Annotated in this window: 28 protein-coding genes; 15 read left to right on the forward strand and 13 right to left on the reverse strand. The window is 57.4% G+C overall.

Going from position 1 to position 23,815, the window contains the following annotated elements; all coding sequences use genetic code 11:
- The first annotated feature begins 5 nt into the window (after positions 1-5).
- The gene (locus NLM32_RS06570) at positions 6-359 is read left to right on the forward strand and encodes a carboxymuconolactone decarboxylase family protein (RefSeq protein WP_254128422.1); all 354 of its coding nucleotides are present in this window, start codon (positions 6-8) and stop codon (positions 357-359) included.
- Between the two features lie 112 nt (positions 360-471).
- Here the strand turns inward: NLM32_RS06570 and NLM32_RS06575 are convergent, their stop codons facing one another.
- Complete coding sequence (locus NLM32_RS06575; protein ID WP_256568218.1) at positions 472-1,407, reverse strand: LysR family transcriptional regulator; 936 nt, start codon at positions 1,405-1,407, stop codon at positions 472-474.
- A gap of 96 nt (positions 1,408-1,503) precedes the next feature.
- Between NLM32_RS06575 and NLM32_RS06580 the strand changes: the two genes are divergently transcribed.
- From NLM32_RS06580 to NLM32_RS06595, 4 genes are all read left to right on the forward strand, one after another.
- Positions 1,504-1,701, forward strand: a complete 198-nt coding sequence (locus NLM32_RS06580; RefSeq protein WP_254128423.1) for a hypothetical protein — start codon at positions 1,504-1,506, stop codon at positions 1,699-1,701.
- 171 nt (positions 1,702-1,872) lie between these two features.
- On the forward strand, positions 1,873-2,331 hold the full coding sequence (locus NLM32_RS06585) for an SRPBCC family protein (protein ID WP_254128424.1): 459 nt from the start codon (positions 1,873-1,875) through the stop codon (positions 2,329-2,331).
- A 491-nt stretch (positions 2,332-2,822) separates the two neighbouring features.
- A complete protein-coding gene (locus NLM32_RS06590) occupies positions 2,823-3,023 on the forward strand; it encodes a hypothetical protein (RefSeq protein WP_254128425.1) in 201 nt (66 codons plus the stop codon).
- A 174-nt stretch (positions 3,024-3,197) separates the two neighbouring features.
- Positions 3,198-4,439: a GGDEF domain-containing protein gene (locus NLM32_RS06595; RefSeq protein ID WP_254128426.1), complete on the forward strand. Its 1,242-nt coding sequence runs from the start codon at positions 3,198-3,200 to the stop codon at positions 4,437-4,439.
- 219 nt (positions 4,440-4,658) lie between these two features.
- Here the strand turns inward: NLM32_RS06595 and NLM32_RS46025 are convergent, their stop codons facing one another.
- Complete coding sequence (locus NLM32_RS46025) at positions 4,659-5,177, reverse strand: DUF3732 domain-containing protein (protein ID WP_309144832.1); 519 nt, start codon at positions 5,175-5,177, stop codon at positions 4,659-4,661.
- A gap of 230 nt (positions 5,178-5,407) precedes the next feature.
- Positions 5,408-6,076, reverse strand: coding sequence for a tyrosine-type recombinase/integrase (locus tag NLM32_RS06605; protein ID WP_254128428.1), 669 nt, complete (start codon positions 6,074-6,076; stop codon positions 5,408-5,410).
- Positions 6,077-6,096: 20 nt separating this feature from the next.
- Between NLM32_RS06605 and NLM32_RS06610 the strand changes: the two genes are divergently transcribed.
- Together NLM32_RS06610 and NLM32_RS06615 are read left to right on the forward strand one after the other, a co-directional pair.
- Positions 6,097-6,681, forward strand: coding sequence for a hypothetical protein (locus NLM32_RS06610; RefSeq protein WP_254128429.1), 585 nt, complete (start codon positions 6,097-6,099; stop codon positions 6,679-6,681).
- 41 nt (positions 6,682-6,722) lie between these two features.
- Positions 6,723-7,268 carry a hypothetical protein gene (locus tag NLM32_RS06615; RefSeq protein ID WP_254128430.1) on the forward strand — a complete coding sequence of 182 codons (546 nt, stop codon included), beginning with the start codon at positions 6,723-6,725 and terminating at the stop codon, positions 7,266-7,268.
- 9 nt (positions 7,269-7,277) lie between these two features.
- Here the strand turns inward: NLM32_RS06615 and NLM32_RS06620 are convergent, their stop codons facing one another.
- Positions 7,278-8,246 (reverse strand): hypothetical protein, encoded by a 969-nt coding sequence (locus NLM32_RS06620; RefSeq protein WP_254128431.1) that lies wholly within the window; start codon positions 8,244-8,246, stop codon positions 7,278-7,280.
- Between the two features lie 132 nt (positions 8,247-8,378).
- On the opposite strand from NLM32_RS06620, the gene NLM32_RS06625 reads away from it, so the two are divergent.
- The 4 genes from NLM32_RS06625 to NLM32_RS06640 all read left to right on the forward strand — a co-directional run bounded on the left by NLM32_RS06625 (position 8,379) and on the right by NLM32_RS06640 (position 11,167).
- Entirely contained in the window at positions 8,379-8,963 is a 585-nt protein-coding gene (locus NLM32_RS06625) for a hypothetical protein (RefSeq protein ID WP_254128432.1), read from the forward strand.
- Positions 8,964-9,092: 129 nt separating this feature from the next.
- A complete protein-coding gene (locus tag NLM32_RS06630) occupies positions 9,093-9,557 on the forward strand; it encodes a mobile mystery protein A (protein WP_254128433.1) in 465 nt (154 codons plus the stop codon).
- The gene (locus NLM32_RS06635) at positions 9,544-10,143 is read left to right on the forward strand and encodes a mobile mystery protein B (protein ID WP_254128434.1); all 600 of its coding nucleotides are present in this window, start codon (positions 9,544-9,546) and stop codon (positions 10,141-10,143) included. The genes NLM32_RS06630 and NLM32_RS06635 overlap by 14 nt, the downstream gene beginning before the upstream one ends.
- A gap of 4 nt (positions 10,144-10,147) precedes the next feature.
- Positions 10,148-11,167: a restriction endonuclease gene (locus tag NLM32_RS06640; RefSeq protein ID WP_254128435.1), complete on the forward strand. Its 1,020-nt coding sequence runs from the start codon at positions 10,148-10,150 to the stop codon at positions 11,165-11,167.
- A gap of 244 nt (positions 11,168-11,411) precedes the next feature.
- Here NLM32_RS06640 and NLM32_RS06645 read toward each other — a convergent pair whose 3' ends face one another.
- Positions 11,412-12,626 (reverse strand): TIR domain-containing protein, encoded by a 1,215-nt coding sequence (locus NLM32_RS06645; protein WP_254128436.1) that lies wholly within the window; start codon positions 12,624-12,626, stop codon positions 11,412-11,414.
- A gap of 150 nt (positions 12,627-12,776) precedes the next feature.
- Entirely contained in the window at positions 12,777-14,474 is a 1,698-nt protein-coding gene (locus NLM32_RS06650) for a hypothetical protein (protein WP_254128437.1), read from the reverse strand.
- On the opposite strand from NLM32_RS06650, the gene NLM32_RS06655 reads away from it, so the two are divergent.
- Entirely contained in the window at positions 14,475-14,759 is a 285-nt protein-coding gene (locus NLM32_RS06655) for a hypothetical protein (protein ID WP_254128438.1), read from the forward strand.
- A 209-nt stretch (positions 14,760-14,968) separates the two neighbouring features.
- Here the strand turns inward: NLM32_RS06655 and NLM32_RS06660 are convergent, their stop codons facing one another.
- The 4 genes from NLM32_RS06660 to NLM32_RS06675 all read right to left on the reverse strand — a co-directional run bounded on the left by NLM32_RS06660 (position 14,969) and on the right by NLM32_RS06675 (position 17,719).
- Complete coding sequence (locus tag NLM32_RS06660; RefSeq protein WP_254128439.1) at positions 14,969-15,223, reverse strand: ATP-binding protein; 255 nt, start codon at positions 15,221-15,223, stop codon at positions 14,969-14,971.
- Complete coding sequence (locus tag NLM32_RS06665) at positions 15,220-15,396, reverse strand: hypothetical protein (RefSeq protein WP_254128440.1); 177 nt, start codon at positions 15,394-15,396, stop codon at positions 15,220-15,222. The genes NLM32_RS06660 and NLM32_RS06665 overlap by 4 nt, the downstream gene beginning before the upstream one ends.
- Positions 15,397-15,796: 400 nt before the next feature.
- Positions 15,797-16,543, reverse strand: a complete 747-nt coding sequence (locus tag NLM32_RS06670) for a DCL family protein (RefSeq protein WP_254128441.1) — start codon at positions 16,541-16,543, stop codon at positions 15,797-15,799.
- Between the two features lie 237 nt (positions 16,544-16,780).
- Complete coding sequence (locus NLM32_RS06675; RefSeq protein ID WP_254128442.1) at positions 16,781-17,719, reverse strand: IS481 family transposase; 939 nt, start codon at positions 17,717-17,719, stop codon at positions 16,781-16,783.
- Between NLM32_RS06675 and NLM32_RS06680 the strand changes: the two genes are divergently transcribed.
- The 3 genes from NLM32_RS06680 to NLM32_RS06690 all read left to right on the forward strand — a co-directional run bounded on the left by NLM32_RS06680 (position 17,718) and on the right by NLM32_RS06690 (position 21,093).
- Positions 17,718-18,728 (forward strand): reverse transcriptase domain-containing protein, encoded by a 1,011-nt coding sequence (locus NLM32_RS06680; protein ID WP_375143526.1) that lies wholly within the window; start codon positions 17,718-17,720, stop codon positions 18,726-18,728. The genes NLM32_RS06675 and NLM32_RS06680 overlap by 2 nt on opposite strands.
- A 91-nt stretch (positions 18,729-18,819) precedes the next feature.
- The gene (locus tag NLM32_RS06685) at positions 18,820-20,040 is read left to right on the forward strand and encodes an IS701 family transposase (protein WP_254135231.1); all 1,221 of its coding nucleotides are present in this window, start codon (positions 18,820-18,822) and stop codon (positions 20,038-20,040) included.
- A gap of 678 nt (positions 20,041-20,718) precedes the next feature.
- Entirely contained in the window at positions 20,719-21,093 is a 375-nt protein-coding gene (locus NLM32_RS06690) for a hypothetical protein (protein WP_254128443.1), read from the forward strand.
- Positions 21,094-21,096: 3 nt separating this feature from the next.
- Here NLM32_RS06690 and NLM32_RS06695 read toward each other — a convergent pair whose 3' ends face one another.
- From NLM32_RS06695 to NLM32_RS06705, 3 genes are read right to left on the reverse strand one after another with little or no spacing between them, the layout of a single operon-like run.
- Entirely contained in the window at positions 21,097-22,698 is a 1,602-nt protein-coding gene (locus tag NLM32_RS06695; protein WP_254128444.1) for a hypothetical protein, read from the reverse strand.
- Positions 22,695-23,525, reverse strand: a complete 831-nt coding sequence (locus NLM32_RS06700; protein WP_254128445.1) for an ATP-binding protein — start codon at positions 23,523-23,525, stop codon at positions 22,695-22,697. Before NLM32_RS06700 ends, NLM32_RS06695 begins: the two co-directional genes overlap by 4 nt.
- The gene (locus NLM32_RS06705; protein WP_254128446.1) at positions 23,522-23,815 is read right to left on the reverse strand and encodes a hypothetical protein; all 294 of its coding nucleotides are present in this window, start codon (positions 23,813-23,815) and stop codon (positions 23,522-23,524) included. Before NLM32_RS06705 ends, NLM32_RS06700 begins: the two co-directional genes overlap by 4 nt.

Here is a 23,815-nt window from a genome sequence, read left to right on the forward strand (position 1 = left end):
AGTACATGTTAGACTGGTTGAAGTATCGCGCTGCCGTGAAGTCGCGGGTTGGCGACTTGGCGAAGCTCGCACCGGAAACGGTCAAGGGATATCTGGCTCTGGCCAACTCTGGCGATAAGGCGCAGCATCTCGACGGGAAGACGCGCGAGTTGATCTCGCTTGCGGTTGCTGTCACCACCCACTGTGATGGCTGCATTGCCAGCCACGTCGAGGCCGCAATGAAGCATGGCGTGACGAAGGCTGAGATTGCCGAGGCACTTGGCGTCGCCATTGCAATGAATGCGGGTGCGGCGCTCGTCTATACAGCTCGTACCCTGGATTGCTTCGATCAGATGTCCGGGACGAACGCTGCTGCATAGGCAACGGCCGGTTCTTCGCGGAATAGTTGAATTGTCGCCCGGTTGGAGGCCATCCGACCGGGCGATGTCTTAGCCAGCATTCGGGCCGCACTATTCAATGTTCGCTCGCGTCTTAAGCCTTCCTCAGATTCGCGAATTCCTGCCTGAGCAGGTCCAGGACGGTTCTAACCTTGGGGAGATCGGCCATACGCTTGTGACAGATGATCGCGAGTTCTGCGCGGAGCGAAGTTGGAAGGTCGAGCTTGAGCTCCACGAGTTCTCCCGGCCGCTTGAGCCGATGGGGCGTCTTCAGAAGGATCATCGCGCCAACGCCAGCCTGGCAGGCCGCGACCTGTACACTGTAGTCGTCAGATGCGAAAGTCGGACGAAAGTCTGGGATCTTGGCCGCGAGCTCCGGATTCGGGCTGACCATCTCGAGCTGCCCGGCCCATGCGATCCAGTCGAGGTCGCGAAAGCCATGTTTCGCGGGTAGTCTCCGTGCGTAGTCCTTGCTGACATACGCGCCGATTGGAATCACAGTTTCGCCGACTGTGATCAGATCGGGATCATCGGAGGGATATCTCCTGAGCGCGATGTCCGCTTCGCCACGCGAGAGATTCAAACGCTCTGTGCTGGCCAACACCTCGAGAGCGATCTGTGGGTGCTTTCTCTTGAGGGTTTCCGCGAACGGCGCCAGGAGATCTAAGGCGAACGACGGTGCCGCCGTAATGCGCACGCGGCCACTGACAGGAGAGTTCTTCGCATCGAGTGAGCGACTGGCTTCCGTCGCCCATTGCGCCATGCCTTGGGCTGCGGGCATTAGCCTCATTCCAGTTTTCGTTAGGGTGATGCCCTGGTTTTTGCGGACGAAAAGCGGCTCGCCGAGCCCGTACTCCATCTCCGCAATCCTCCGGCTCAAAGTGGGTTGGCTCACCTTCAAGCGCCGCGCGGCGCCACTCATGCTCCCGGCATCGCAAACGGCGAGAAAAATGCGGAGGTCATCCCATTGTAAGTCCACGTTTGCTCCTCCGGCTCGTTTGGTGGGCCATCCATCTATGTATGGAGACATAGAAAGTTAGACGATTGCTATTCTAGCTGTCCAGGGCAAAGTCATCATCGCTCAAGAGTCTTAGGCTGGGTGCTCAGGCGGTAGGAGGCGACGGTAATGCTCGACCAGCCGGCAGGCGACGGAGTCTCGTTCATCGTCAATAATTCCGTAGTTAGTCAAAATGAATTAGGCGGGATGACTCCGAAGACGATGAACGCCGGAGCCGTCGATTTTGTGAACGGCTCGGTTGCGGGCGGCTGGATGGCAAGGGCCATTGAGCGCCTTTGGCGCCTCGTCTTTGACCTTAGCTATTAGCTGCATGACGCTTTTCAGCGCCGTTTCGCGAGAGGATTTATAAGAACGCTAGAAACCGAAATCGCCGGTCACCGTAGTGTATCGCACGTCGATGACTTCCCGCAGGGACCAGTCTTCATAGGAAAGCACGCTCGGATCCTCGGTCAACCCACAAACAAGGAGATCACACTCATGGCAAAATACGTCGTCGCGTCCACCGAGCGCACCATTGACGCGCCCGCGGACGATGTCTACCGATACCTCGCAGACATGCACCTTCATGCTCGGTTCTTGCCGCCCCCCTTCTACGACTTCCAACTCGAAGAAGGCGGCATAGGAGCAGGCAGCGTCGTCAGCTTCAAAATCAAATCCGCCGGCGGCGTCCGGAAGCTCCGGATGGAGATCACTGAGCCGGAGCCCGGCCGAATCCTGGTCCAGGCTGATACCGGCAGCTCCGGCCTCGTCAGGACATTTACTGTGACTCCCCACGGCGAGCAGGCGCTGGTGAACATCACCTCCAGGTTTGATGGCGAGACGGGCATCGCCGGCTTCGTCGAGGGACTCGTTGCGCCTCTCAGGTTGCACCGCGTCTACGTGGAGGAACTCACCCGCCTCAACGCTTATGCCCGTGAGCGGCACAACGCATCCTGAGGTGCCACGGCAAGTTCGCGGACGGTCGGTGTTGCCAAGGTCTGCACTCGTCTGACTCGTGGCGGCGGCAGGTGACGAAGAGCCTGCTGTCGGAGAAGTGCTGCACCGGGTGGACGTTCTCCAGACCCGAGCGGTGCTTGACTGTTGGCCGGCCCTCCGAGTGCGCCATGCAGCAGGTGCTCAGACTGGCGCCGCCCCGGAGGCGCCCCTCCTCGCCGCAGACCTCGCAGGTCACGGCGCTGCGGGCTCCGCCAAGGCGATGGCGTCCTTGATCCGCTCGTCGCCCTCCAGAGAAATGGCGCCGTCCCAGTAGACGCGGAGGGTCCCGTACTTCTCCTTGATCTGGTCGAACTGGAGGGGGCCGCTGTCGGCTTGGACGGCCGTCCGGGTCCGAACGTATAGATGCTCGAGAAGGTCGTACCAGCCGGCACCGCATTCGGGCGAGCCTTGGGCTGCGCCGGGGAAGTCGGCGGCGGCTGGAAGAGGTCGCGGTGAGCCTCGAAGAGGTCAAGGCTCCAATTTCCAACGATGAGTGTCTGCTGACTGGCGGCATTTGGGCCCATGTCGACATGCGTTCCGAGTACGACGAGGAGGGCAAAAAGAACAATCCGTTCTTAGTCGATGTGACGGGCTGGGATTTCATTGTCGAGTTCCCTGGAATCGGCCCGGCGGGATGCGGTTGGGGCAGCTGACGCACTGGGCGATGTGCAGATAGGTGAAGCCGAGTGGCCGTCGGTTTTTGCCTTTCGGTCGCTCCGTAAATTTGCGGGTGATGTCTAGCGGTCCGCATCGCTGCGTTGCTGGCACCCATTCTTAACCTCTCCCGGACCACTATCGCGTGACTTTTCAATGAGCTTGCCGCCTTCATGGATCGTACCGATTTCGAGAGCGAGATTGCGCGCGCGTCTTGTTGGTCCTTTCAGCCTGAGCTGGAGGGCACGTACGCGCTTCAACGCGGACGTTCGATGGCTCGTCACATGGCGCGCTCCTCGGCGGTCTGCGCAATTCTGATGCTTGGCGCAATTGGCTTTGACCGTTCAAATAGTGTCGAGGTCTTCGCCGCGGCATGGCATTGGAGATGTCTGGTCGCACTCTTTTGCGCCGGTGTCGCGGTCTGCGGGTTGCGCTCGCGCAACGCCCTGCAGATCAGCTTCGCCTATGGTGCCGCTATCATATCGATCATGGCTGTCATCGAGTTCGCTGGAACATCAGCGCCGCCGGCGATGATGGAGAACTATATGCTCGCTGCGATCATGGTATTTGCCATATGTCTCGCAGCCGTACCAATTTCGTTTTCCGCGGGACTTGTTACCTGCCTTTCTGCGGCAATCTTGCACCCAACCCTGCCACTACTCTTCGGAACGGATTCGAGTTCTTTCGTCAGCGATACGATCATCGGTACCGCGGCGTCCCTGACGGTGCTCCTGGTGATCCGAAAGAACGAGATTGATCGGAGGCGACGATTTCTGGAAACGCTCCGCTACGAATATGCGGCGATGGAATTGAGCCTGGTCAATCGAGAGCTTCTGCGCATCTCCAACACAGACGCATTGACCGGGCTTCCAAACCGCCGTTATTTCGAGGCCGAAGCCGCACGTCTGTCCGCGGAGAAAGAACGTAAGAGTGTCGGCGCTATCCTGATGGATGTCGACCACTTCAAGAAGTATAACGATTCCGCCGGGCATATTGCCGGCGACGTCTGCCTTCGGACGGTGGCGCAGGCACTCGCTTGCAAGGCGGATAAAGAAGGCATTTCGATTGCTAGGTACGGTGGCGAGGAATTCGCTGCGATAGTTCCCTCAATCACGGCCCTTGAACTGGAGCGTGTTTGCGAGGAATTGCGGGCGGCCGTCTCCAGAGTTGACCTGCCTCATCCCGGCTTGCCGGGACGCAGCGTAAGTATCAGTGCAGGACTGGCTTGGTGGGATGCGTTTGCTGGTGATCCTCATCTATTGCTGGAAGAGGCGGATCGGGCGCTATACGAAGCAAAGGCCGCCGGGCGCAATTGCGTTGCATGGGCCGGGAGAGTGACGAGCAACGCCTCACCGAGCATCGTTCCAGATGAGGTCGTCTCGGGCACTATCCTAAGCGCGCATCCGGGCCCGTGAAGGACGGCTTGCCGTGGGTCTAGCCATGTAGCGGACCCGTGAAGACCCATCGATGATGGTCATCACGTTTTCCCAACGTTGCTCGAAATTTGCTTCGCCGTTCCGACAATAGGAAATTGACTTGGAGGTTCACTGCAGACGTCAAAGACGTTTGTCGGAATGCACATTGAACATGTCGCGAAGTACAGGTTTGGGTCTGGACGGCTATGCGGCGTCATATCAGTTGTCCTTGTCAGTCTCCTCAGGGTCCTGAGACTGTGGAGGACTCCACGAGGTCGGGATAAGGAAGCCCTCGTCATCGCGCCAATTGGCAACTCCGACCACACCATCCACTTTACCCCAAGCTAGCAGCGCGGCCAGATGGTACGCCATCCAATTCTCTCCGCTACCGATCTCCCAGAGATAGTCAGGGCGATTGCCGCTTCGGCCAGTAGTCGCTGCTTCTCTGCGGCTAAGCTGAGCGATACCTGCAGCAGTAGTCAGATCCAAACACAGCCCGAGATCAATGGCCGCCCCTACGACCGCGGGCTTACGTATCCTTCTTCGGCCTCTGATTTTTAGTTCTTCAGCGAACTGAATTCCCCGGACCGGATTGGACTCCCAGAAGTAAATCCCTGGGCCCAACCAATCGTACGCGTTAGTGCTTTTCTTGAAGTCATCGCCTGCCACGAGTCTCTCGGCGACCGAAGCGCCACAGCCATGGTAGCCGAGGACGAATGACGTTGTCAGCGTATGCACGGGTTGACAACTAAGGCACGGGCTGCGGCAACGCGCTTCGCGTAAGTGGTATAGTGTCCTTAGCGCCCAACCTGTCTCTTAATCAGCGCCCCGGTCGGACTCCGCTTATGCGACAAGCTTAGGGATCTCCCGTTCCATCAATCGCAACAATCGGGTGTTGCGCCTCCCCGCAACCACCGATACTTGCGATGTCGGCGCAGGCGATCCGGAAGGGGCGCCTCTCAGGTGACTCAAGCAGCGTCTCCCTTGATCGGCATCACCTTCTTTGGATCGAGCCAGTTGTCGATCCGATCAGCCCAATGCTGCATCAGCTTCGTGCGCGAGCCGATCAGGGCGAGCGGTCCGTGCTTCTTGTACAGACGTTCCACAGTCGAGTTATCGAGATGGGCAAGCTGCAGCTCGACCGCATCGCCATCCCATGACTTGGCATCCTTGATCTCTTCGTGGTGGGACAGGGTCGAGAAGGTGGTCCGGAATCCGTGGGCACAATGATCAGTCTTGGTGTCAATGCCAAGCAGCCGCAAGCGCTTGTTGAGCGTGTTGTTTGATAGCGGCGCGTCCTTGGAGCAGGAAAACGCGTATCGGCGATGGCCGGTTAGCTTCTGAACGCTCCGCAGGATTGCGAGTGCCTGCCGTGACAAGGGCACGACATGGTCCCAGCCGGTCTTCATCTTGGCGGCTGGAACAGTCCAGCGTTCGGCGTCCCAATCGACCTCGCTCCGCTCCATTTTATTGACCATGCCGGGGCGGGGAATGGTCAGTGCATCGAAGCGCAAGGCGAGGCCAACAACGTCACCAAACCTCCCTCTCGTCCACGGTGCGCTGATGAGCTTGAAGACGCGCGTCACGTCACGTGGTTCGGTGACGCCGGGACGTGGCGTCGAAATGTTGGCGATCATCTGCCCCTTCAGGTTGCGGAATGGATTGTAGCCGTCGCCTTCGAGCCTTTGGAAAGGCCTCCGCCGAAGAGCAGCGATTCATCGATACGGAAAGGGCCGCGTATGACGGGTGGTTTGCCTATCGGTTGCTCTACAATCTACGCAACTATGGCCAGCACCACGATATGCCGCTTTCACTTGTTCCGGTTAGTGCGCGGCGGGAAGCAGACGGCAAATTTGCAGCGACAGCAAATCTGTTGATCGACCCGACCGAAATTCTGGAGAGTGATCTAATACAGAATTCGTTTCGCAAGAAGGAGCTGTCTAAATTAACTGAGCAGCTAGAGCTGATGCCAATGGTGCAGCAATACATGCAACTCCACGGGCTAATGTTGAATCTTATCGTCTCGATACACCTGCCGCGCTTGGTTCAATTGCAAGAGTACGAAGCGCTGTTGCTCGAAAAGACACGCATTCCGCCTGGCGCAATCCCTATGATCTACGAGGAGAACGAAAAAGGGGAGATAGGTCGCTTCCATCATTTTTCGTTCGACGAGGTCTTATTTCTGCGGGAGCTTGCGGGGTCAATCCAGAAGCCGGAGCCAGATCTCGTCGTGAATACGTGAGTTGCGTGATTTTCAGCCCCTTGGACAATAGGGAGATATCCATGAAAACCGAGACAATCAGCTGCCGCTTTATCGGCGACTTCAAGGTCGGCGACAATATGGTCTACAACGCCGGCCTCCTCTGCAAGCTCGCAGAGTCGGGCAGCACATTCAACAAGCTGATGCTCTTGCAGGCCGGTGCAATTACCGAAGCGGCGCTGTGGGAGATCATTTACCGTGCGCAGAATTTCAATCGCGAGGGCGTACCGAACATCTCCGAGGAGGACCGGGCGGAAATCGAGGGTAAGAAGGTCGAACGCTTCAGGGCGATCATCGACGTGATGAAGAAATACAAGATTCTCGATAAGGCCGGTGCCGACATCTACGACGAGTTGGATAAATTGCGTGAGTACCGCAACAAAGTGCATATCCAGCTCGATGTGAAGCTGGAGGGTGTGCCGCGCGACGAGGACAAGGCCTTTACCGATCCGGTGCGTGACTGGGCGCTGAAGCTCAATGTGAGGGTACTCAAGTTCCTGACCGAAAACTTTGCGCGCCCCGCAGATCTGGCGCAGTTCGCGCATAGCATAACCGTGCCCAGCCCCTGACTTCCGGGGTCAGGCACCCGCTTGGGTCCGGGTCAGATCGCGGCCAACATCCTCAAGGCAGGAGTCGCTTTCTGAGCTGAGCTTATCCCAGAGGATGTGGGCCTGGTCTACGCGATCGGCGCGCATGACCGGTTGATCGAGTTTTTCAAACCGATCGAACTGCGCGGTTGGCATCAGGCCGTTCAACCGCCCGCTCGCGAACAGAATATAAGCGGACACCGCTTCGGTAACGCGCGCCAGCGCCTTAATCGCGTGGGTTATCTTATTCGTTGTAACCAGCAAATGAGCCACTTCTTCACGTTTCTGCGGTGTGCCGGCGTGGGCAAGATAGGCATGGCTCCATTTCGCGAGTTCGTCCGCGCCGCTATTGTTCAGCCAGCCCTCAACCGTATCGATGAGGGCTAACGGCAATTGATCCTCACGGTTGCGGTTGGTCGACGCGATTCCTGACAGTCTGTCGAATTGTTCGTGGGCCATTTGCGAGGTGCCCCACGCCTTTGGACCCGATGTATGGCCCCAAAACGCGCCGGAGCCCACGCGCTCCAGCATTTCGTTGTGTTGGACCACTGCGTAGTCGTAGGGCAGCCCGTTGTGGCAGACGTAGTTTTCCCGCGTGAACAGATTGAAATTTCGCCGCACATCCTTGATGAGGCGCCGCAGGGAAATAACATCGGAGCCGCCATCGACGAAACGGCGTATGGCCAGCACTTGCGTTGCGACATGGCCGTTTATGATGGCCTCGGCAACCAGTGAATTGCCAAGGCAGCTGGCCTCATCATCGATGGCGAATTGAGTCAGCGTCCGGAATGAGACATCTGTCCACACCATTGCAGATAGGGTCTGCCAGATCGCGTGATGTTCGTCCGTATCTATCCAGCTCAGCCATACCTTGCGCTTGCCACGATAAGACTCCAAAGCCGGTCTTCGCTCAGGCGGCACATCACATTGCGATAAGGGCGTCTCATTGTCTTCGGTCATTGGGGCCAACATATAGCGTCACGGCAGCACGATCAGCATCAAAGAGTTCGTTCAAAGCGGACGCAATACCTGCGTATGGCGCTATACTCGAAGGATGCGAATCGAAAGCGCGATAGTGCGAACACTGCAATTGTGGACAAGGCGCTCCGCAGTGAGTTCGCGGACGATTTTGACAAGCGTTGCCTCTATGCGGCTTTTGCCGTTTTTGCGTTGTTGCAGGATGAAGGTTTCGACACCCGCCTTGCCGGCGGGGATTTCGTAGCGTTCGTTGTTGCCCGCTCGGAGGAGCGAGCCGGTCTGCAGGGGTTTGGCTACGGCAGCGACCAGCCCTCGCATTTCTGGGTCGAGGTTCAGGATACGATTGTCGATCTGGGGCCGCATTATCTACCGCACGGCTCGTCCTTCGCGGCGGCCGCCATGCCACTGGTGGCGTGGCAGCTCTCTGATGGGCTGCCGGTGTATCTGCGGTATCGCACGTATATGCGTTACGATCCCGCCGTACAGTTGCAATCCTTTCCCGACGTGATGGCGCGGAAGGATCGCTTCGTTGCCGGATGCCGCGCGAAGTATGCTGCCCAGCGTGGTCAGCCGCGGCTGCCATCCTGGCTGATGACTGGCCCCGCGGCATTGGAACTGGCCGCGCGTGAGGGGGACGTCTGGGCCAGGAACGCCCTTAGGTTCGCGGTTGGAATCGACAGAAGCCAGCTCCCCTTTTGAATTTCAAAGGGTTGGCGGACGGGCAGGCTATGACCTGATTTACGTATGGAATATCAGTCTATGACCTGATATTATGGCGATAAGATAAGGCTAGGACCTGAAAATAGTCTTCTGAAATCAGGCTACACTATGAAAACCGGTACACGTCACCGCGCCCGAGAAAGGCTCGACGATCGTCTCCAGCGGCTCAAGCCCGTGGAGCGGTTCCACGCGCCGCCGAAAGGGTGGGTGCGAGCCATCCGTGATGCCCTCGGCATGACGGGCGTGCAATTTGCACGAAGGCTCGCCGTCCGGCCGCAGAGCGTCGAGACGTTAGAGCAATCGGAAGAGAGTGGCAGCATTCAGTTGAAGACGCTGCGGCGCGCAGCAGAAGCCCTCGACTGCACGCTTGTCTATGCGCTCGTACCAAACGACTCCCTTGAAGGCGCCGTACTCGGGCGGGCGCGCAAGATCGCAAAGCGCGAGCTCGGCCGGGTTGCGCACACAATGAGGCTCGAAGCCCAGGAGACGGCCGACGCCAACACCGACGAGCGGATTGACGCCTATATCCGTGACAATGTGAAGGAGCGGGATATCTGGAATGACCGAGACTGATCTGTTTCAGGAGCCGAACGACGCGACGCCACTCGATCCGGCGCTGCGCGGCGACCTGATTCAGACATGGGTCACAACGCGCGCCGACCTCAATGAAGCCGAGGAAGAAAACATCCTGAAAGGAGCGGTGTGGGGAGGCCGTCGCCGCGGCGGCGCCGAGGCGCTGCTCGACGAAGGCTTCTCAAAGAACCTGCACAAGCAGATGTTTGGCGAAGTGTGGAAGTGGGCGGGAAAGTATCGCCAGAAGGAACTGAACATCGGCATTGATCCGCACCTGGTTGCCGCCGAAATGCCGGTGATATTCGATAACGTACGCTTCTGGGTAGAAAATAAGACCTTCCCGCCCGATGAAATCGCGGTGCGGCTGCATCATCGCCTGACGCGGATTCATGGCTTCCCGAACGGCAATGGCCGGCATGCGCGCATGATGGCCGATTTGTTGATCGAAAAGCTCGGCGGCAAGGCCTTTACTTGGGGCAACGGCACCATTCACGAAACTGGCGCATTGCGCGACGCCTATGTCGCCGCCCTCCAGGCAGCGGACAATCACGATATCGCTCCGCTTATGAAGTTCGTGAGGTCGTGAAGGGATGGTGACGAAGTCGATTCCGACGAAAACGACCGGTCCTTTGCATTTCGAGGATCTGGAGCCCCGCCGGTTTGAAGACTTGGTGCGCCGTCTCCTCTACGATTTCAGGCAATGGCGTGAGCTTGAGGCTACGGGGCGAACCGGGAGTGATGAAGGGTTCGACGCGCGCGGCAATGAAGCTGTGCAGGGTGACTTCGGCGATGGAATTGATGGCGACGACGATGATGATGACGGCGGTGGGAACCGAACCGATAGCGACGTAAAGGACCGCGTCTGGCTAATTCAATGTAAGCGCGAAAAATCCATTCCGCCGAAAAAGCTGGCGGCATATCTGGATGCGCTTCCTCGCGGCCAACAGCTCTATGGAATCATCTTCGCCGCCGCATGTGATTTCTCCAAAGCAGCGCGCGATGCTTTCCGAACCAGGGCCCAGGAGCGTGGATTCCAGGAAGCATATCTTTGGGGCAAGGGCGAGTTGGAAGATATGCTCTACCAACCCAAGAATGACGACGTGTTGTTCACGTTCTTTGGCGTGTCAAAACGGATTCGCCAGCGTTCGTTAAGCGCAGAGGTGCGCCGAAAGCTTGTCGTCAAACGTAAGGCGCAACGATTGCTGCAGAGCTTCGGCCTGGAAGTGCTGGTGAGAGACGCCAGCGATGACCGCTATCCATATGCCGATGAAACACAGCGTGAGAAACTCAGGGCAAGGCGCTGGTGCATCTATCGGTACGAAGGCTGTCACCATGACGGACTGCACGTCCTAAGACACCGCCATCTCGCATTCATCGATGATGATAGCGTGGCTTGGGATTTTGCCGAATGCATGGACGACTCCGCCCCGCACAAAAATCCCTGGCGCACGGAGGACGACGAGAAGCTTATGGATCAAGTCGCGGCCGCACGTGCCAATGCTATGACCATTTGGGACGCGCTGCCGGAGAAAAACAGGGCATGGTTTGAGGAGTACCTGGTGCTTCCATACGAATCGGTCATCGACATCGACGACAAGGGCGATGAGTAGTTCGAAGGCCCGCACATTTACGTGGGCGAGTTCGATCCGGTGCGAGGTCCATTTCGTGACTACCGACGAGTGAGGCTCTGTACCATCGGGCAATGGTCGGCGCGGCATGCAGAAGCGAACCCGGAAGCGAGAGTGAAGAAATTTCCTCGCGATGAAGCGCTCGGTCCGTGAACGTGCAACTGCGCAAATATGAATTTGCGATCATTGGCACCCACGCTTGCACGGTCTCGATGCCCGCAAGTAGTTATCTCTTCATAGCGACATTCCAATCGATATCGAATCCCGCAGCCTGCAATTCACGGCTCAGGGCCTGTTTCCACGCGCCGCCGGCATCGAATGGTTCATAGACAACGCCTCCAAAGTCGGAGGGTACCTCGATATCGCCGCGCTTGAGCGCGCAGACGCGTGCTCGTCCAAGGCGGCCGATGAAATACCCTAATTCGAGCAAGACGTTCTGACGCGCGCGGGGCTGGAGATCATCACTATTCATTATGCCGCCGATATCATCTGGCGTCAGCAAAATGACGGCAAAGCCGACTTCGCCGTGTGCTTCAATCTTCTCAATGATGGTGCGGCCTTGGTTGGCCTGTTCGTGCAGAATGATCGCCTCAAACCCGAGCTGTTCAAGAAATCGGGCGACGGACTCGCGCGCGCCCTCATCGTGGCCGTGGACGATGAAGACCTTGCGTGCCGCCGGACCAGATCGGACCGGCAGCAGAGTGGCTTCTGTCGTACCCGTGGCCGTCTTGACATGCTCGATGTAATCTCGCGCAAACGGCACGATCATCTGTGCGGCCATGTTCTGCACGTTGGCCGTCAGCTTGTTCCCGGCATAGTAAAACGTGTGCGAGAAATCCATGGCCGCGTCAGGAATTTGGGCGAATCTGTCGATCAGGAGAATAACCAGACCGAGCTCTTTCTGCGGATCGCTCGGCCATTCCAGCGTGGCGCTACCGACCATGCCGCCTTGTGTCGCTTCTCCTGACTTGATCCAGGCATCAAGATCGACATCCGCAATCAGAGCGCTCGAAATCGGTTCGAGCGTTTCCGAATGAAGCAGGCGCGACAGCTTCTTGATGTGCCGGTCGAACGTATTGAATTCGGCCGAGCGCAGATCGTTCACGGTGTTTTCGATCTGCCTGAAAATGCCTTGGTCCACGTTTTCGCCCACCGTCTTGTCTCCGTCCGTCAGTCTCGCCGCCGCTGCACGCGCTAGAATGTCTTCCTCATATTTCTGCTTGAGCTCAGCCACCAGGTTATCGACCATGGTGCTGCTCCCAAAGCCGCTTACCCTTTGGTCAATCGCCAGTTTCATGTCGGCGATGGCGCGCTCGACGCTTGTTTGATCGTGGGGATCAAAGTTGACGGTCGTGAGCTTGCCGTCGAGCGCTTCGGCGACCTGGCCGAGAAGCGTCATCTCCCGCTGAAGATCATCTAGTCCCTTGATCTTGAACCCCATGGGTGCTCCTGCGAATTACGCCGCAGCATGACCCAATCCCGATATTGAAGGGAGACATCAGCACTGAGCAAGTGAAGGTTTGGTGTCCGTAAGTGAATGCTCGAGATAGTGAATCGCGAGGGTGACAATGCATTTACGAGAAATACGCGTTTACTTGGGTTTCGATTTGAGATTTAGGGTCACCTTGTTGCAGGCGCAACGCAGAGACTCGGGGATTGGTTTGGGCGAAGCGTAGAGCCAGGAGCCGCAGTCATCGCAGCGAAAGCATTCGAGCAGGTTCTTGAACGCGGCGATGACGGGTTCGAAATCCTTTTTGCCGAAATTGGCCCATTCGTTGTAATGCACGGCCTTGTTGACGGCCCACTGTTCAACGCTGCGTGCGCCGTTTGACTCGGATAGCGCCGTCTTGCGGTTAAGAGCCTCCTCCTTTGCCGCGGTATTGCCCCAGGATTGGGCGGCATCCGCAGCTTTGCCGCAGAGTTCTTTCATGCGAACCAGAACGCTCGGCAGGAGTTCACCAAGCTCGTAATTTCCGTCGCTGCGGAACGCAGGCCGCGCCGCCAGCTGGTCTGCCAGGTGCCGAGACGCATATTCAAGATGATGCCGCAATCCATGGGCGGCGGTTTCGACCTTGCCGCGCGAAAGTGCGGCCGCGATTTCGTCCCAGATTTCTTCATTTGATTCGACAAGCGGACCTGTATCAACCGTCCAGCTGTGAAATGCGAGCGATGTCTTCGTGGTAACCAGACCAGCCGAGTGCATCTGCTCCGCCCAAAGGCGGTCGTGGGTCGTAATGATAAACTGGGTATTGGGGAAATACGATCTTAACAGCTTGCAGAATTGATAGCGATGTCCGGAATCGACGGACATGACCACGTTGTCGAGCAATGCAAGCGTGAAGCGATCGCCGAACAGACGCTTCATGAGTGCCAGATAAAGGCACACGCCCATCCCGTCCTGATGGCCTTCACTGTGATAGGCACCCGGCGGAAACAGGCCGCGCTCGTAGAAATTGACGTTGAAATCCAGCTTGCCCTCGCTTGGGCTGAGCTTCGCCGTGAATTTCACTTCGTCGTCTTCGTTGACCGCCTTATAGTAAGTGCTGAAGTCCGTTTCGACGCTGTCATAGAGCGCATTGAGTTCGGTCTCCATGACATCGCAGTAGGCGTCATAAGCGGCTTTGCCGAGTCTGGCTGCTTTTTGGGCTGCGGTGCCTTTACGCATCGCCTCGCGATAATCATCGAGGCGCAACTGTGCCGTCGTAAGAAAGGTATGCGCGTCTACATGAGCTGTCTGGTCGGGTTTCGCGTCCACGGCGGCCCTAATAGCAACGAGCATTGTTGCGAGCTGACCCGGTAGACCATGCCAGCCGCGTTCAAGCCGCGACTTCATGCCGACAAGGCCCTGCAGGTCGGAGAGACCGCCTTTGAAGGTCTCAAGATCTTGCGCCCAGCGATCAAGCAGCAGGCGGGCGGCATCATTGTGCTCGGCTGCGATTTTGACAACTGGCGCAATGAGCCCGCTCAGCCGCGCGCTGTACTGTACGAGAGTCGAACCAGCGCCGAGCATCTCAGCCTGAAGCGTGGCGGCTTCTCCAGATTTCGACAGCTTCGTTTCCAGATGCTTGCGTAGGTGATCTTCGTCATCCCAGGAGCGATCACAGAGTGGACACTCGGCGCCGTCCAACAGTTCAAGCCCCTTCTCGATCAGAGCGCGGCGCTGAAATGCATCCAGGAGCGAGGGATCGTCTTCAAGACGAGCGATTGCTGCCAGAATGACTGTGGCGGGTTCTGCACCGGCAGGCCCAATCTTCTCCAACGCGCGGGAAAGGGCTTCAAGATCGCGCAATTGGGATGCCTTGTTGAACTCTGGCAGTTTATCGCCGCCGGAAAGTCCCGCATCGAGCTTAGTATCCGCTGCAAGCGTAGCGATCTCCGGCAGCCCGAGAACCTTTCGCCGCGCATTGACCGCGCTGAGGAGGTCAGGCGCGCGGAATTCCGCAATCTGCAGGTGCCGCTGCAGCGTGTTCCGACTGGTATCGACCTGTGTCGCCGCGAGCTTTTGTGCGGATTGAAGTCTGTTGGCAGCGGTGTTCAGGGCTGCGCGCGTCTGGCCGACCTCGTCAAGCTTTAAGATCGTCTGAATCTCTTCTGACCGTTTAGTGGGTTCGATCAGGTTGAAGCGCAGAATGTCGCGGCGCGACAGCGTGATTTCGGGATGCTCGGCGATTTCGTCGAAGGCCGCCCGAATATCAGGTTCGTTGGGATTGATCGTCGGCTTTTTTGGAGCGGAAACTTTGCGAGTGATGGTCGCCGTCTTCCCAAGTTCTTGGAAATGAACGGTCAGGCTGACGAATGCCGCGTCCGGAATTTAGTCTTATCGACATGGGGCCCGTGCTCGGCCACGGACAGGCCCTTGGTGCCCGCACCGGTCAGACGACTCATCTTGCCTGTGAGCGCGAACTCGATTGCATCGATCACGCCGCTCTTACCCGATCCATTGGGGCCGGATACCGAAAACGTATCCTTGCCGAACGTGATATCCAGCTTGCGGATACCACGTACCTCTTCGATATGGGCGCTCTCGAGCTTGATCATTCGATGTCGCCAGCGTCATCAGACGCGAACACCTTGGCGAAATCGTCGGCTTTGGGCTTCTTATCGGCCGCCAAGAGATCGGTAATCTGCTCGATCTTTTTTGAATCGAAGTCCTCGTCCTCGGCCAATTTGGCGAGGAACTTGTCTGCAATCGTCTTCTGCAACGTTTTCATGAACCAATCTCGGCGATTCGTAGGTGTGACCGCTACCGAAAAAGATATCTTGGTCAGGTTCTGCCGCCATTCGAGGATGCGCGGATCCGCTGAGGCATTGTCACAGTACCACAGTGGGCATTAAGAATGGCCGACGGCGACCGGTTTGCCGCAAAGATCCGGATTGTCGCGTTGCTCGACCGATGCGGAGAATGCATGCGAGAGGACCGCCCACCCTCGATTGAGATCCAGCTCGGCGGCTGAGAATTGCGCAGCAGAGCCTTTGTTTGGGCACTCCAACGTCCATCACGGAGCGGAGCAATAGCGCGAGCCCTTCATCCGCCAGCCGCGTGCTATCAGGGATCGCAAATGTGACCGTGTAGCCAGCGTCTTTTTCCGATGAGCCCATTGCGCGGACACCTCATCCTAAAATCTGTACTGGCAACTTCACTCTCGGTCGCCGCTGACCCGCTGCCATCGAGAGGTTTCGGTGTCGTGCAACGATCCGGAGCGTCGCTGCGCCGTGATGAAATAACCGGAAGGCCTGCGCGACGGCGCTGTCGACAAAGGTCGTGGTAGTCTGCGCGTCTGCCGGCAAGGTCAGCGTTCCCTTAGGCGCGCCATGCTGCCAACCACGCGCGGCGCGGAATGTTATGACCAATTGCCCAAAAGTCGGATAAGCATGATCGAGATGGGCGTCAGGGAAAGCAAGCAACTCGCCGGTGAGGTCGCAAGGGACGCGGCCCGTACTATCCGCGAAAGCGGTGAAATGACGTTTCTTCGCCGCGAGAAGATCGGCCGCCACGGCGGCACGGCAGGCATCATAGAACTCCTGCGCATCCGACTTCGGTTGCCCCTTTACGGCCTGGATGTAACTGAAGTCCGTTTCGCTGCCGTCGACCCGACGCACCCAAAAGCCAGGCGTTGAAAAGCCTTGGCCGGCATTTTGGCGCCGGAAAAAATAGTCTATTCCACGCCCAATCTTTGTCGGTCCATCGATGATGACGGCATCGTAACGCTCGAGAAGAGCGACAAGATCATCGTGATCAAGATAGTCCTCGACAGTTTCCTCGTCGGCATAGCGCCTGAGCATGTCCTTGAAGTGATCGAGAGCGGCAGTTTGCGCCTTCCAGAACCGTCCATTCGGAAGGGAAACAGATTTGGCCATCGCATGGAGCCTATCTTAAGCGGAGGTCGACAAAGCGCCGCAGCATGAACGTAAGAGATGCGCAAGATGACACAAATTATATCGCGCTCCTGCGGCCTTGATACCGCCGGCGGACTTCACTCATGTTCCATATACACAGGCGCCCGCAGTCCAGTAACGAACTCGCCGATACGTGCACGTACGAGTGCTTATCGCTGCAGCCCCCGCATTAACCAGAAATCCGCACCACTCATTGGATCAGGCCGGCTCCTCTAAGTTGTTTAGTCCCGGCATTTGCTGGAGCGGATTTAGTTTGAATCGTTCTGGCTGCGAAGTCCAGCATTTGCAGATGTATTCGTAAGGAGTGAGGCCCTTCAGGGTTTTCAGCCGCCGAGCGTAGTTGTAGGCGTTTATGAAGTCGGCGAGGTGGCTCTCGAGCTGGTCGTGACGGTCGTAGTGATAACGTTTGACGGTGGCTTCCTTGATCGTCCGGTTCATGCGCTCGACTTGGCCATTGGTCCAGGGATGCTTGATCTTGGTCAGCCGGTGCTCGATGCCGTTTTCTTTGCAGCGCATATCGAACATATGCGTCGCGTATCTTGCCGTCGGGCCGTCCGCGTAGCGCGGCGGGAAGGTGAACTGGATGCCGTTGTCGGTAAGAACTGTGTGAATCTTGTAGGGCACAGCAGCGATAAGAGCTTCCAGGAATACTGAGGCCGAGGCTCTACCGGTCTTCTTGACCAGTTGGACGAAGGCGAACTTGCTGGTGCGATCGATAGCGACATAGAGGTAGAGCTTGCCTTCAGCGGTCTGAAGCTCAGCGATGTCGATGTGGAAATAGCCGATCGGATAAGCCTTGAACTTTTTCTTCGAAGGCTTGCTGCCCTCGACCTCCGGCAATCGGCTGATGCCGTGTCGCTGGAGGCAACGATGCAGGGATGATCGCGTCAGATGCGGGATGGTCGGCTGGAGCGCATAGAGGCAATCGTCGAGCGGCAGTAGCGTATGCTGCCGGAAAGCGACGATGATCGCCTCCTCCTCGATGGAAAGCACGCTCGATTTGGCCGCCTTGGGACCTGTCGGGAGGTCGGTGACGGTCTCGCGCTCCTTCCACTTCGCGACAGTCTTCTGGTTGATCCCGTAGCGCTTGGCGATCGCGGCTTTGGAGGATAAAATCGTCCAAGGCGCGACCGTCATGGTGCTCAACGCCATCTACGAAGGCGACTTCGTCGGTTTCTCCTACGGGTTTCGACCCGGTAGGGGCCCACATGATGGGTTGGACGCCCTGGCGGTAGCGATCACCACGCGGAAGGTGAACTGGATACTTGACGCCGACGTGCAAAACTTTTTCGGAAGTGTGAACCAAGACTGGCTGGTCCAGTTCTTGGAACACCGCATCGGCGACAAGCGCATCATCCGCCTGATCCGTAAATGGCTGAAGGCGGGCATTCTCGAAGACGGGGTCGTTACCGTGGACGACAGGGGCACGGGGCAAGGATCGGTGATTTCGCCGCTGCTCGCCAATGTCTACCTGCACTACACGTTCGATCTTTGGGCCGAACGCTGGCGACGGCAAGAGGCCCATGGCGACATGATCATCGTGCGCTATGCCGATGATCTCGTGGCTGGCTTCGAGCATGAGGACGACGCTCGCCGTTTCCTTGATGCAATGCGTGAACGGTTTGAAGCATTCGCGTTGACACTCCACCCAGACAAGACCCGCTTGATTGAGTTTGGTCGCCGTGCGGCGGTCAACCGCAAGGGGCGCGGCCTTGGCAAACCGGAGACCTTCATGTTTCTGGGCTTCACCCACATCTGCGGTAAGTCACGCCGGGGGAACTTCCTGCTCGAAAGGAAGACCCGTCGCGACCGTCTGCGGAGGAAGCTTCAGGACATCAAGGAAAAGCTGCGGCGTCGGATGCACCAACCGATCCTCGTCCAGGGTGCATGGCTGAGACAGGTCGTCGCCGGCCACTTCGCCTACTACGCGGTTCCTACAAATGGGCGGGCGCTCTCGGCGTTCCGCGACTATGTGACCGATCTCTGGCGTCGAACGCTTCGGCGCCGCAGCCAACGAGACGGCTTCACTTGGGATCGTATGACGAAGTTGGCGGATGACTGGCTTCCTCAACCCCGTATCCTCCATCCATGGCCGCAACAGCGCTTCGCCGTCACACACACACAAGGTAGGAGCCGGATGCCTTAATTGGGCTCGTCCGGATCTGTGCGGGGGGCGCTCAGCAATGAGCGTCCCTACCGCGATTGTTTCTTGTGGATTTCTGAATCCATGGGCAACCATGATTCGAATGTCGTGGGCGCGGGCCGCGTCGGTTGAGGAGACGCTTGCGTTATGGGCGGCGTCGCTTCGAGAGATCAAGAAGCGGATACGTCCGTTGTTCACGCAAGAGCGTGTGGCGACGAATGCGGGCCTGTTCCTGGAAGGCCTGCTCGGAGATGAGCAGCGCAAGACCGGTTGGATGCGGGCGGAGGCGGCTGGCGATCCTGGCCCATGGCGGCAGCAGGCGCTTCTTGGTCGTGGGGATTGGGACGCGGATGCTTTGCGCGATATCGTGCGCGACTATGTCATCGAGCATTTGGCGGATGACGACGCGGTGCTGGTGATCGACGAGACCGGCTTTCTCAAGCAGGGAAAAGCGTCATGCGGAGTGGCGCGGCAATACGCTGGTTCGGCAGGCAAGATTGCGAACTGCCTGATCGGCGTCTTCGCTACCTACGTTTCGCGTCATGGCCATGCGTTCATCGATCGCGCGCTGTATCTTCCGAAGGAATGGACCGACGATCCAGATCGTCTGGAGGCCACATACGTGCCTGCCGACGTTGGCTTTGCGACCAAACCAAAGCTTGCGACGAGACTGATCGCACGCGCGATAGCCGCGTCTGTACCATTCAAGTGGGTTGCCGGTGATACCGTCTACGGTGTTGGCGACATCGAACAGCAACTACGTCGGGCAGGCAAAGGCTATGTGCTTGGGGTCAGTAGCGCTCATGTATTCCGATCCTGGGGCAAGCGACCGCCGGTCGCCGGGACGGCTGCCGACCTCGCCCGGACGCGGCGCTCATCCGACTGGAAGCGCCTGTCGGCGGGAGCCGGAACCAAAGGACCGCGGCTGCACGATTGGTGTTATCTCGAATTGGCCGATCTCGAGGCCGAGCAGTCCAACAGTGCGAATGACGGTTTGTGGACACGCGGTCTACTGATCCGTCGTCGCATCGCCGATGATGACCTCGCCTTCTTCACCACCTGGTGCCCAGCGGGAACAGCCATTGAAACGCTGGTCGCGGTCGAAGGCCACCGATGGGCGATCGAGGACAGCTTTGAAACCGCGAAAAACGAGTTCGGGCTCGATCACAACGAAAGCAGGTCCTGGCATGGCTGGCACCGTCATGTGTCCCTGGTGATGCTCGCCTTCGCCATGATGGCCGCGATCCGACATCGCGCTAATCCGCCACCGCCCAAAAAAACGAAACGGCGCCCCCCGGCAAAAGCCAAAGCATAACCACCCCACCACTGATCCGTTGGTCAATCCAGGAAATCCGACGCATTGCCATCAAACTTAATCGAAAGCGAATTCAACCCGCACACATCATCGCATGGTCTTTCTGGCGCAGAGCTCACCAGGCTGCCGCTCAACGCGCTCACATCAAATCAAAAAAGCAACTGTAATGCTAGATCCCCGAGGCACGTCTTGGCGGAGTTCTTCCGCTGGCGCGCGTGCGGCTTGCGCCGCATCGGGCGCTTGTGAACCGAGCCGCTGTGCGTCTCGGCCACCGGCGTCGATCCCTCGCGCGAACACTGCGGAGCTCTTCGCCGGGGGCACTCGGGAAAGGGGCTCGCCTTCGGCGATCGCTATCACTGCCCCTGTCCCGGGTGCCCCTGTTAACCGGTCTCGTCGCAGCACTCGGACCCGCGTGCCCCTTCGGGTCGCTATGCTCACGCTCCTGCGGGTGCCATTTCCGTTTAGGCGATGCGCCGTTGGCGCACGCCTGGTCGGCCTGCGGCCCTAAGCACCTCAAGACCAAGTCCAATGAAGAATCGGACGGAAGGCGGGCCGCGTCGCAGATTTCGCATTCTCTCATGCAACAGCTTCGGTCCGTACACGATCTGCGATAATCGCTTAGGTTCGCTCCCGAATAGCGGGCGTACGGATCCGCATTATGAACGCCGGCAGGCGCTCATGATGCTCCCCAGCCAAACCATCGGCATCTCGATTGTAAATCGATCGTCCGCTTCGAAGAATCATCCACAGGATGAATCAATAATTAACCAAATAACGTTAGTATCCAACCCGAGTAGCACTTCTTCCGAATCACGCTTTGTGGTCATGCTGCGTAAGGTAACGATGGAGGAAGACTTGGGCAAAAAAGCGCAAACTGGCTCCAAATCGAACGAGCCAAAGCTCACATTGCGTGCCGCAAGCTCGAGCCGAGGCGAAAGCAAGAAGTCGGCTCGGGCAACTGCGCGGCCGCGGATTGACTCCACGTTGTATTTCATTGAACGAGAAAGCGACGATCTGCCGCTTAGTCACTTCGAGAAGTTTGACATAACTTGAGGCTCAGGGACCGCCTTCGAGTTGTTCGATGGCCCGAGCGCGGCCCTCGAACGAGCCGGATATGGTGCTGGCGCCTCTCGATAACCGATGATTGAGCAGCTTTAGTTTTCTGATTTCCTGCCGAAGCTCGTCATAGCGCGTTCCCTTTCGAAGCAGTCTTGCTTTCACCTCGCGCGCATTGAATAGCCCATAGAGATCCGACCCACGCCTTTTTTCAATGCGGTGTATGGCCTCGGTCGCGAGTGCAATTCCCTTGTCCAAATCGGTAGACTGAACCCGCCACTCCCGCTTGGCGCGCAAGATGAGCGCGTTGATCAAGCCGCTTTCGCTATGACCGCGTTCGTGCTCGAGCTCTGCCTCCTCTAGCAGGCGCTGCACGTGCCCATCATCGAACTCATCTCGATCAAGCAGACAAGAGACATGCATATTGAGTATGTTGCCCCGCCCAGTGGGATCGATCATTTTTGCGAAAATGGGCTCGACAAGCTCTAGCAGCTTGACGACAGCTTCATTGTCACTATCGGGTCGCTCACTGAGGATCTTGGCCTTTTTGAAGACTGCATTTGCATATTGATACAGAAGTTCATTCTGGGAGTAATATTCAATGCAGACATCGATAGTCTCGCTTGCGCGATCAAAATCACCCATCAGTCGGTATAGATCTGCGGAAATCTCCGCCAACTTGATCTCGCCCGCCCGGTTGTCTGAATCCTGGTCCTTCAACAGATTGCGGGCTTTTTCCAACGCCTTCTCGCAGAGCCGATACTCGTCCTTGTGGAGGTAAGCTCTGGCCTGATATCGGATAGCGAGGCCTTGCCAGTCGAGCAAATTGGCTTGGCTCGCGGTTTTTTCCAATTGCCTGGAAACGCTCAAGACTTCTTCGATATCGCGTTTCTTCAATAGCGCCTGCAGCAGCTCCTCGCTCAGAAGGAGATGCAAGGCCTCGCTCGACCGCGGGTCGAGAACCGCGGTAATCCTCTTTATCCGGTCCGCAGGCGCGCTTCGCCAAGGATTTGTCGTGCAACGTAGCGCTTCATGAATCAAAAGATCGTCTTTGGTTGCGAACAAGGAATCTTGCTTGAAATCGTCGAACGCGCGGACGAGGCGTCTTAACGTGGCTCTGAGCTCAGGCTGTAGTGCTGCGCGGATATACGCGTTCGTATACCGCTTCATCGCCGAGGCCGGTTTCAGAAAATACTCCAAGTAGGTTACTTCGGCTTCATACTTTCCCTTCAGTGCGGGCTCGATCGTCGAAACGCGATCCTGAAAGGCTGAAAGGACAAGCTCAAAGTCCCGTAATTGCTCCGAGGGAGCAATTTGGTTTGCGAAGACGTATCGTAAGACCTTGCGGATTGGTGTTGCGATAGAGAGTTCGCGATCTTTCTCGTAGCTCTGAAAAAAGCTCTCGATATTGCTTTCGAGGACGTTATGTCTCTCGCACAATTGTTGATAGGTCTCTCTTAAAAAGAATCTGGGGAATCCAAGAACCGATAAGGATGCCAATTCCTCCCCGGCATGAGTGGTCAGCAACTGCAGGAGAACGTCGTCGAGCGTGCCGATATATGCTTTGGTTTTGAATCTTGCAAAGGGTGCTTCGCTGCTCATCGTGTGGGGACCTCATTGGCCGCCTGAACTCGAAGCCGTCTTGGAGGAAGCAATATTTTTATGGCAGCCGCCATGCGCATCGGATCGGTGGAATAGTCCTCAAGGGCTCTCTCCACGATGCTCTCGATGCTCTCGTCGATCCTGCGGCCGTGTTCGCGCAGCCATTCAAATAGCTCTTCGCGATCGGTGATTGGACCTAATGTATACTCGCAGCAAACGCGTTTGGTAGGATAGTCGAGATTCTCTTTCTCGAAGCTCTGGCAAAAAAATGCGATCTTGGCAGAAGGGATTAGCCTGGAGACCTTCAGAAGGTGCTTGTACGTCCAGGTCCGGATGATGGGATCGCACTTTTCGTAGTTGTCAATGATCAAGACGAACTGCCGCGGGCCAAAGTAAGCCGCGAGGTCCCGCACAAATGCGTCAAAAAGATCAGAGTAATACAGCCAGAGATTATCTTCTGACTGAGCTCTGCTGATGGCGTCGATCTGAACCTGCTGCGAGTTATTCACCTGCACACCCTGTACGAAGCTCAGAGAGACCGACGCCGGCGTTCGGCAGGCCTGCAGGTTCCGCTGAAAAGTGTGTCCGACACCTAAATCGTTGAGGATGGTCGAAATGATGTCTGGCGGCTTCTCGAGACTATTGAGCTGAACGAAGGCAGACATGTGACTGTCCTTGATCTGCTCGTACAGCCACTCGCAGAGCATCGACTTGCCATAGTCTTTGGGGGCACTGATGACGCAAAGCTTCAGCGCGTCATTGACCAGAAATGCCTGTAGCCTTTCACGCCCTTGCTTGTGGTTGACCAACGGCGAGGGCTTAGTCATTTGGTGGACGAGCTGATCTTGACGTTTTTGCTGGTGGGATCGATCGAAACATCCTCGATGCTGGATCCCTTGCCGACCGCCCCGACTTCTACGTCCGTGCCGGCCGCTTCGATTCGCCGAACCGTTGAAACGTCCGACGGGCTGTGCGTTTCAACCGATGCGCCGCTCAGTGGCGACCAGTTGATGCGCTTCAGTCTCGATCTCAACAAGATGACTGCGACAACGGCGAAAAGTACCAGCGCGGCGATAAGAACTGTCGTGTCCGATAGCTTTGCGGCAATCGTTTCCAT

This window comes from Bradyrhizobium sp. CCGUVB14 (genome assembly GCF_024199935.1).
GTDB lineage: Bacteria > Pseudomonadota > Alphaproteobacteria > Rhizobiales > Xanthobacteraceae > Bradyrhizobium.

What these genes read in the sequence shown, in the direction of transcription:
- NLM32_RS06580 (WP_254128423.1), top strand. Translation starts at nt 1,504, where the DNA reads ATGCTCGACCAGCCGGCAGGCGACGGAGTCTCGTTCATCGTCAATAAT.
- NLM32_RS06630 (WP_254128433.1), top strand. Translation starts at nt 9,093, where the DNA reads ATGAAAACCGGTACACGTCACCGCGCCCGAGAAAGGCTCGACGATCGT.
- NLM32_RS06695 (WP_254128444.1), bottom strand. Translation starts at nt 22,698, where the DNA reads ATGAGCAGCGAAGCACCCTTTGCAAGATTCAAAACCAAAGCATATATC.
- NLM32_RS06635 (WP_254128434.1), top strand. Translation starts at nt 9,544, where the DNA reads ATGACCGAGACTGATCTGTTTCAGGAGCCGAACGACGCGACGCCACTC.
- NLM32_RS06685 (WP_254135231.1), top strand. Translation starts at nt 18,820, where the DNA reads ATGATTCGAATGTCGTGGGCGCGGGCCGCGTCGGTTGAGGAGACGCTT.
- NLM32_RS06665 (WP_254128440.1), bottom strand. Translation starts at nt 15,396, where the DNA reads ATGAAAACGTTGCAGAAGACGATTGCAGACAAGTTCCTCGCCAAATTG.
- NLM32_RS06585 (WP_254128424.1), top strand. Translation starts at nt 1,873, where the DNA reads ATGGCAAAATACGTCGTCGCGTCCACCGAGCGCACCATTGACGCGCCC.
- NLM32_RS06615 (WP_254128430.1), top strand. Translation starts at nt 6,723, where the DNA reads ATGAAAACCGAGACAATCAGCTGCCGCTTTATCGGCGACTTCAAGGTC.
- NLM32_RS06705 (WP_254128446.1), bottom strand. Translation starts at nt 23,815, where the DNA reads ATGGAAACGATTGCCGCAAAGCTATCGGACACGACAGTTCTTATCGCC.
- NLM32_RS06640 (WP_254128435.1), top strand. Translation starts at nt 10,148, where the DNA reads ATGGTGACGAAGTCGATTCCGACGAAAACGACCGGTCCTTTGCATTTC.
- NLM32_RS06675 (WP_254128442.1), bottom strand. Translation starts at nt 17,719, where the DNA reads ATGACGGTCGCGCCTTGGACGATTTTATCCTCCAAAGCCGCGATCGCC.
- NLM32_RS06605 (WP_254128428.1), bottom strand. Translation starts at nt 6,076, where the DNA reads ATGATCGCCAACATTTCGACGCCACGTCCCGGCGTCACCGAACCACGT.
- NLM32_RS06680 (WP_375143526.1), top strand. Translation starts at nt 17,718, where the DNA reads ATGGTGCTCAACGCCATCTACGAAGGCGACTTCGTCGGTTTCTCCTAC.
- NLM32_RS06570 (WP_254128422.1), top strand. Translation starts at nt 6, where the DNA reads ATGTTAGACTGGTTGAAGTATCGCGCTGCCGTGAAGTCGCGGGTTGGC.
- NLM32_RS06670 (WP_254128441.1), bottom strand. Translation starts at nt 16,543, where the DNA reads ATGGCCAAATCTGTTTCCCTTCCGAATGGACGGTTCTGGAAGGCGCAA.
- NLM32_RS06575 (WP_256568218.1), bottom strand. Translation starts at nt 1,407, where the DNA reads ATGTCTCCATACATAGATGGATGGCCCACCAAACGAGCCGGAGGAGCA.
- NLM32_RS06595 (WP_254128426.1), top strand. Translation starts at nt 3,198, where the DNA reads ATGGATCGTACCGATTTCGAGAGCGAGATTGCGCGCGCGTCTTGTTGG.
- NLM32_RS06690 (WP_254128443.1), top strand. Translation starts at nt 20,719, where the DNA reads ATGATGCTCCCCAGCCAAACCATCGGCATCTCGATTGTAAATCGATCG.
- NLM32_RS06645 (WP_254128436.1), bottom strand. Translation starts at nt 12,626, where the DNA reads ATGGGGTTCAAGATCAAGGGACTAGATGATCTTCAGCGGGAGATGACG.
- NLM32_RS06700 (WP_254128445.1), bottom strand. Translation starts at nt 23,525, where the DNA reads ATGACTAAGCCCTCGCCGTTGGTCAACCACAAGCAAGGGCGTGAAAGG.
- NLM32_RS06660 (WP_254128439.1), bottom strand. Translation starts at nt 15,223, where the DNA reads ATGATCAAGCTCGAGAGCGCCCATATCGAAGAGGTACGTGGTATCCGC.
- NLM32_RS06620 (WP_254128431.1), bottom strand. Translation starts at nt 8,246, where the DNA reads ATGACCGAAGACAATGAGACGCCCTTATCGCAATGTGATGTGCCGCCT.
- NLM32_RS06610 (WP_254128429.1), top strand. Translation starts at nt 6,097, where the DNA reads ATGGATTGTAGCCGTCGCCTTCGAGCCTTTGGAAAGGCCTCCGCCGAA.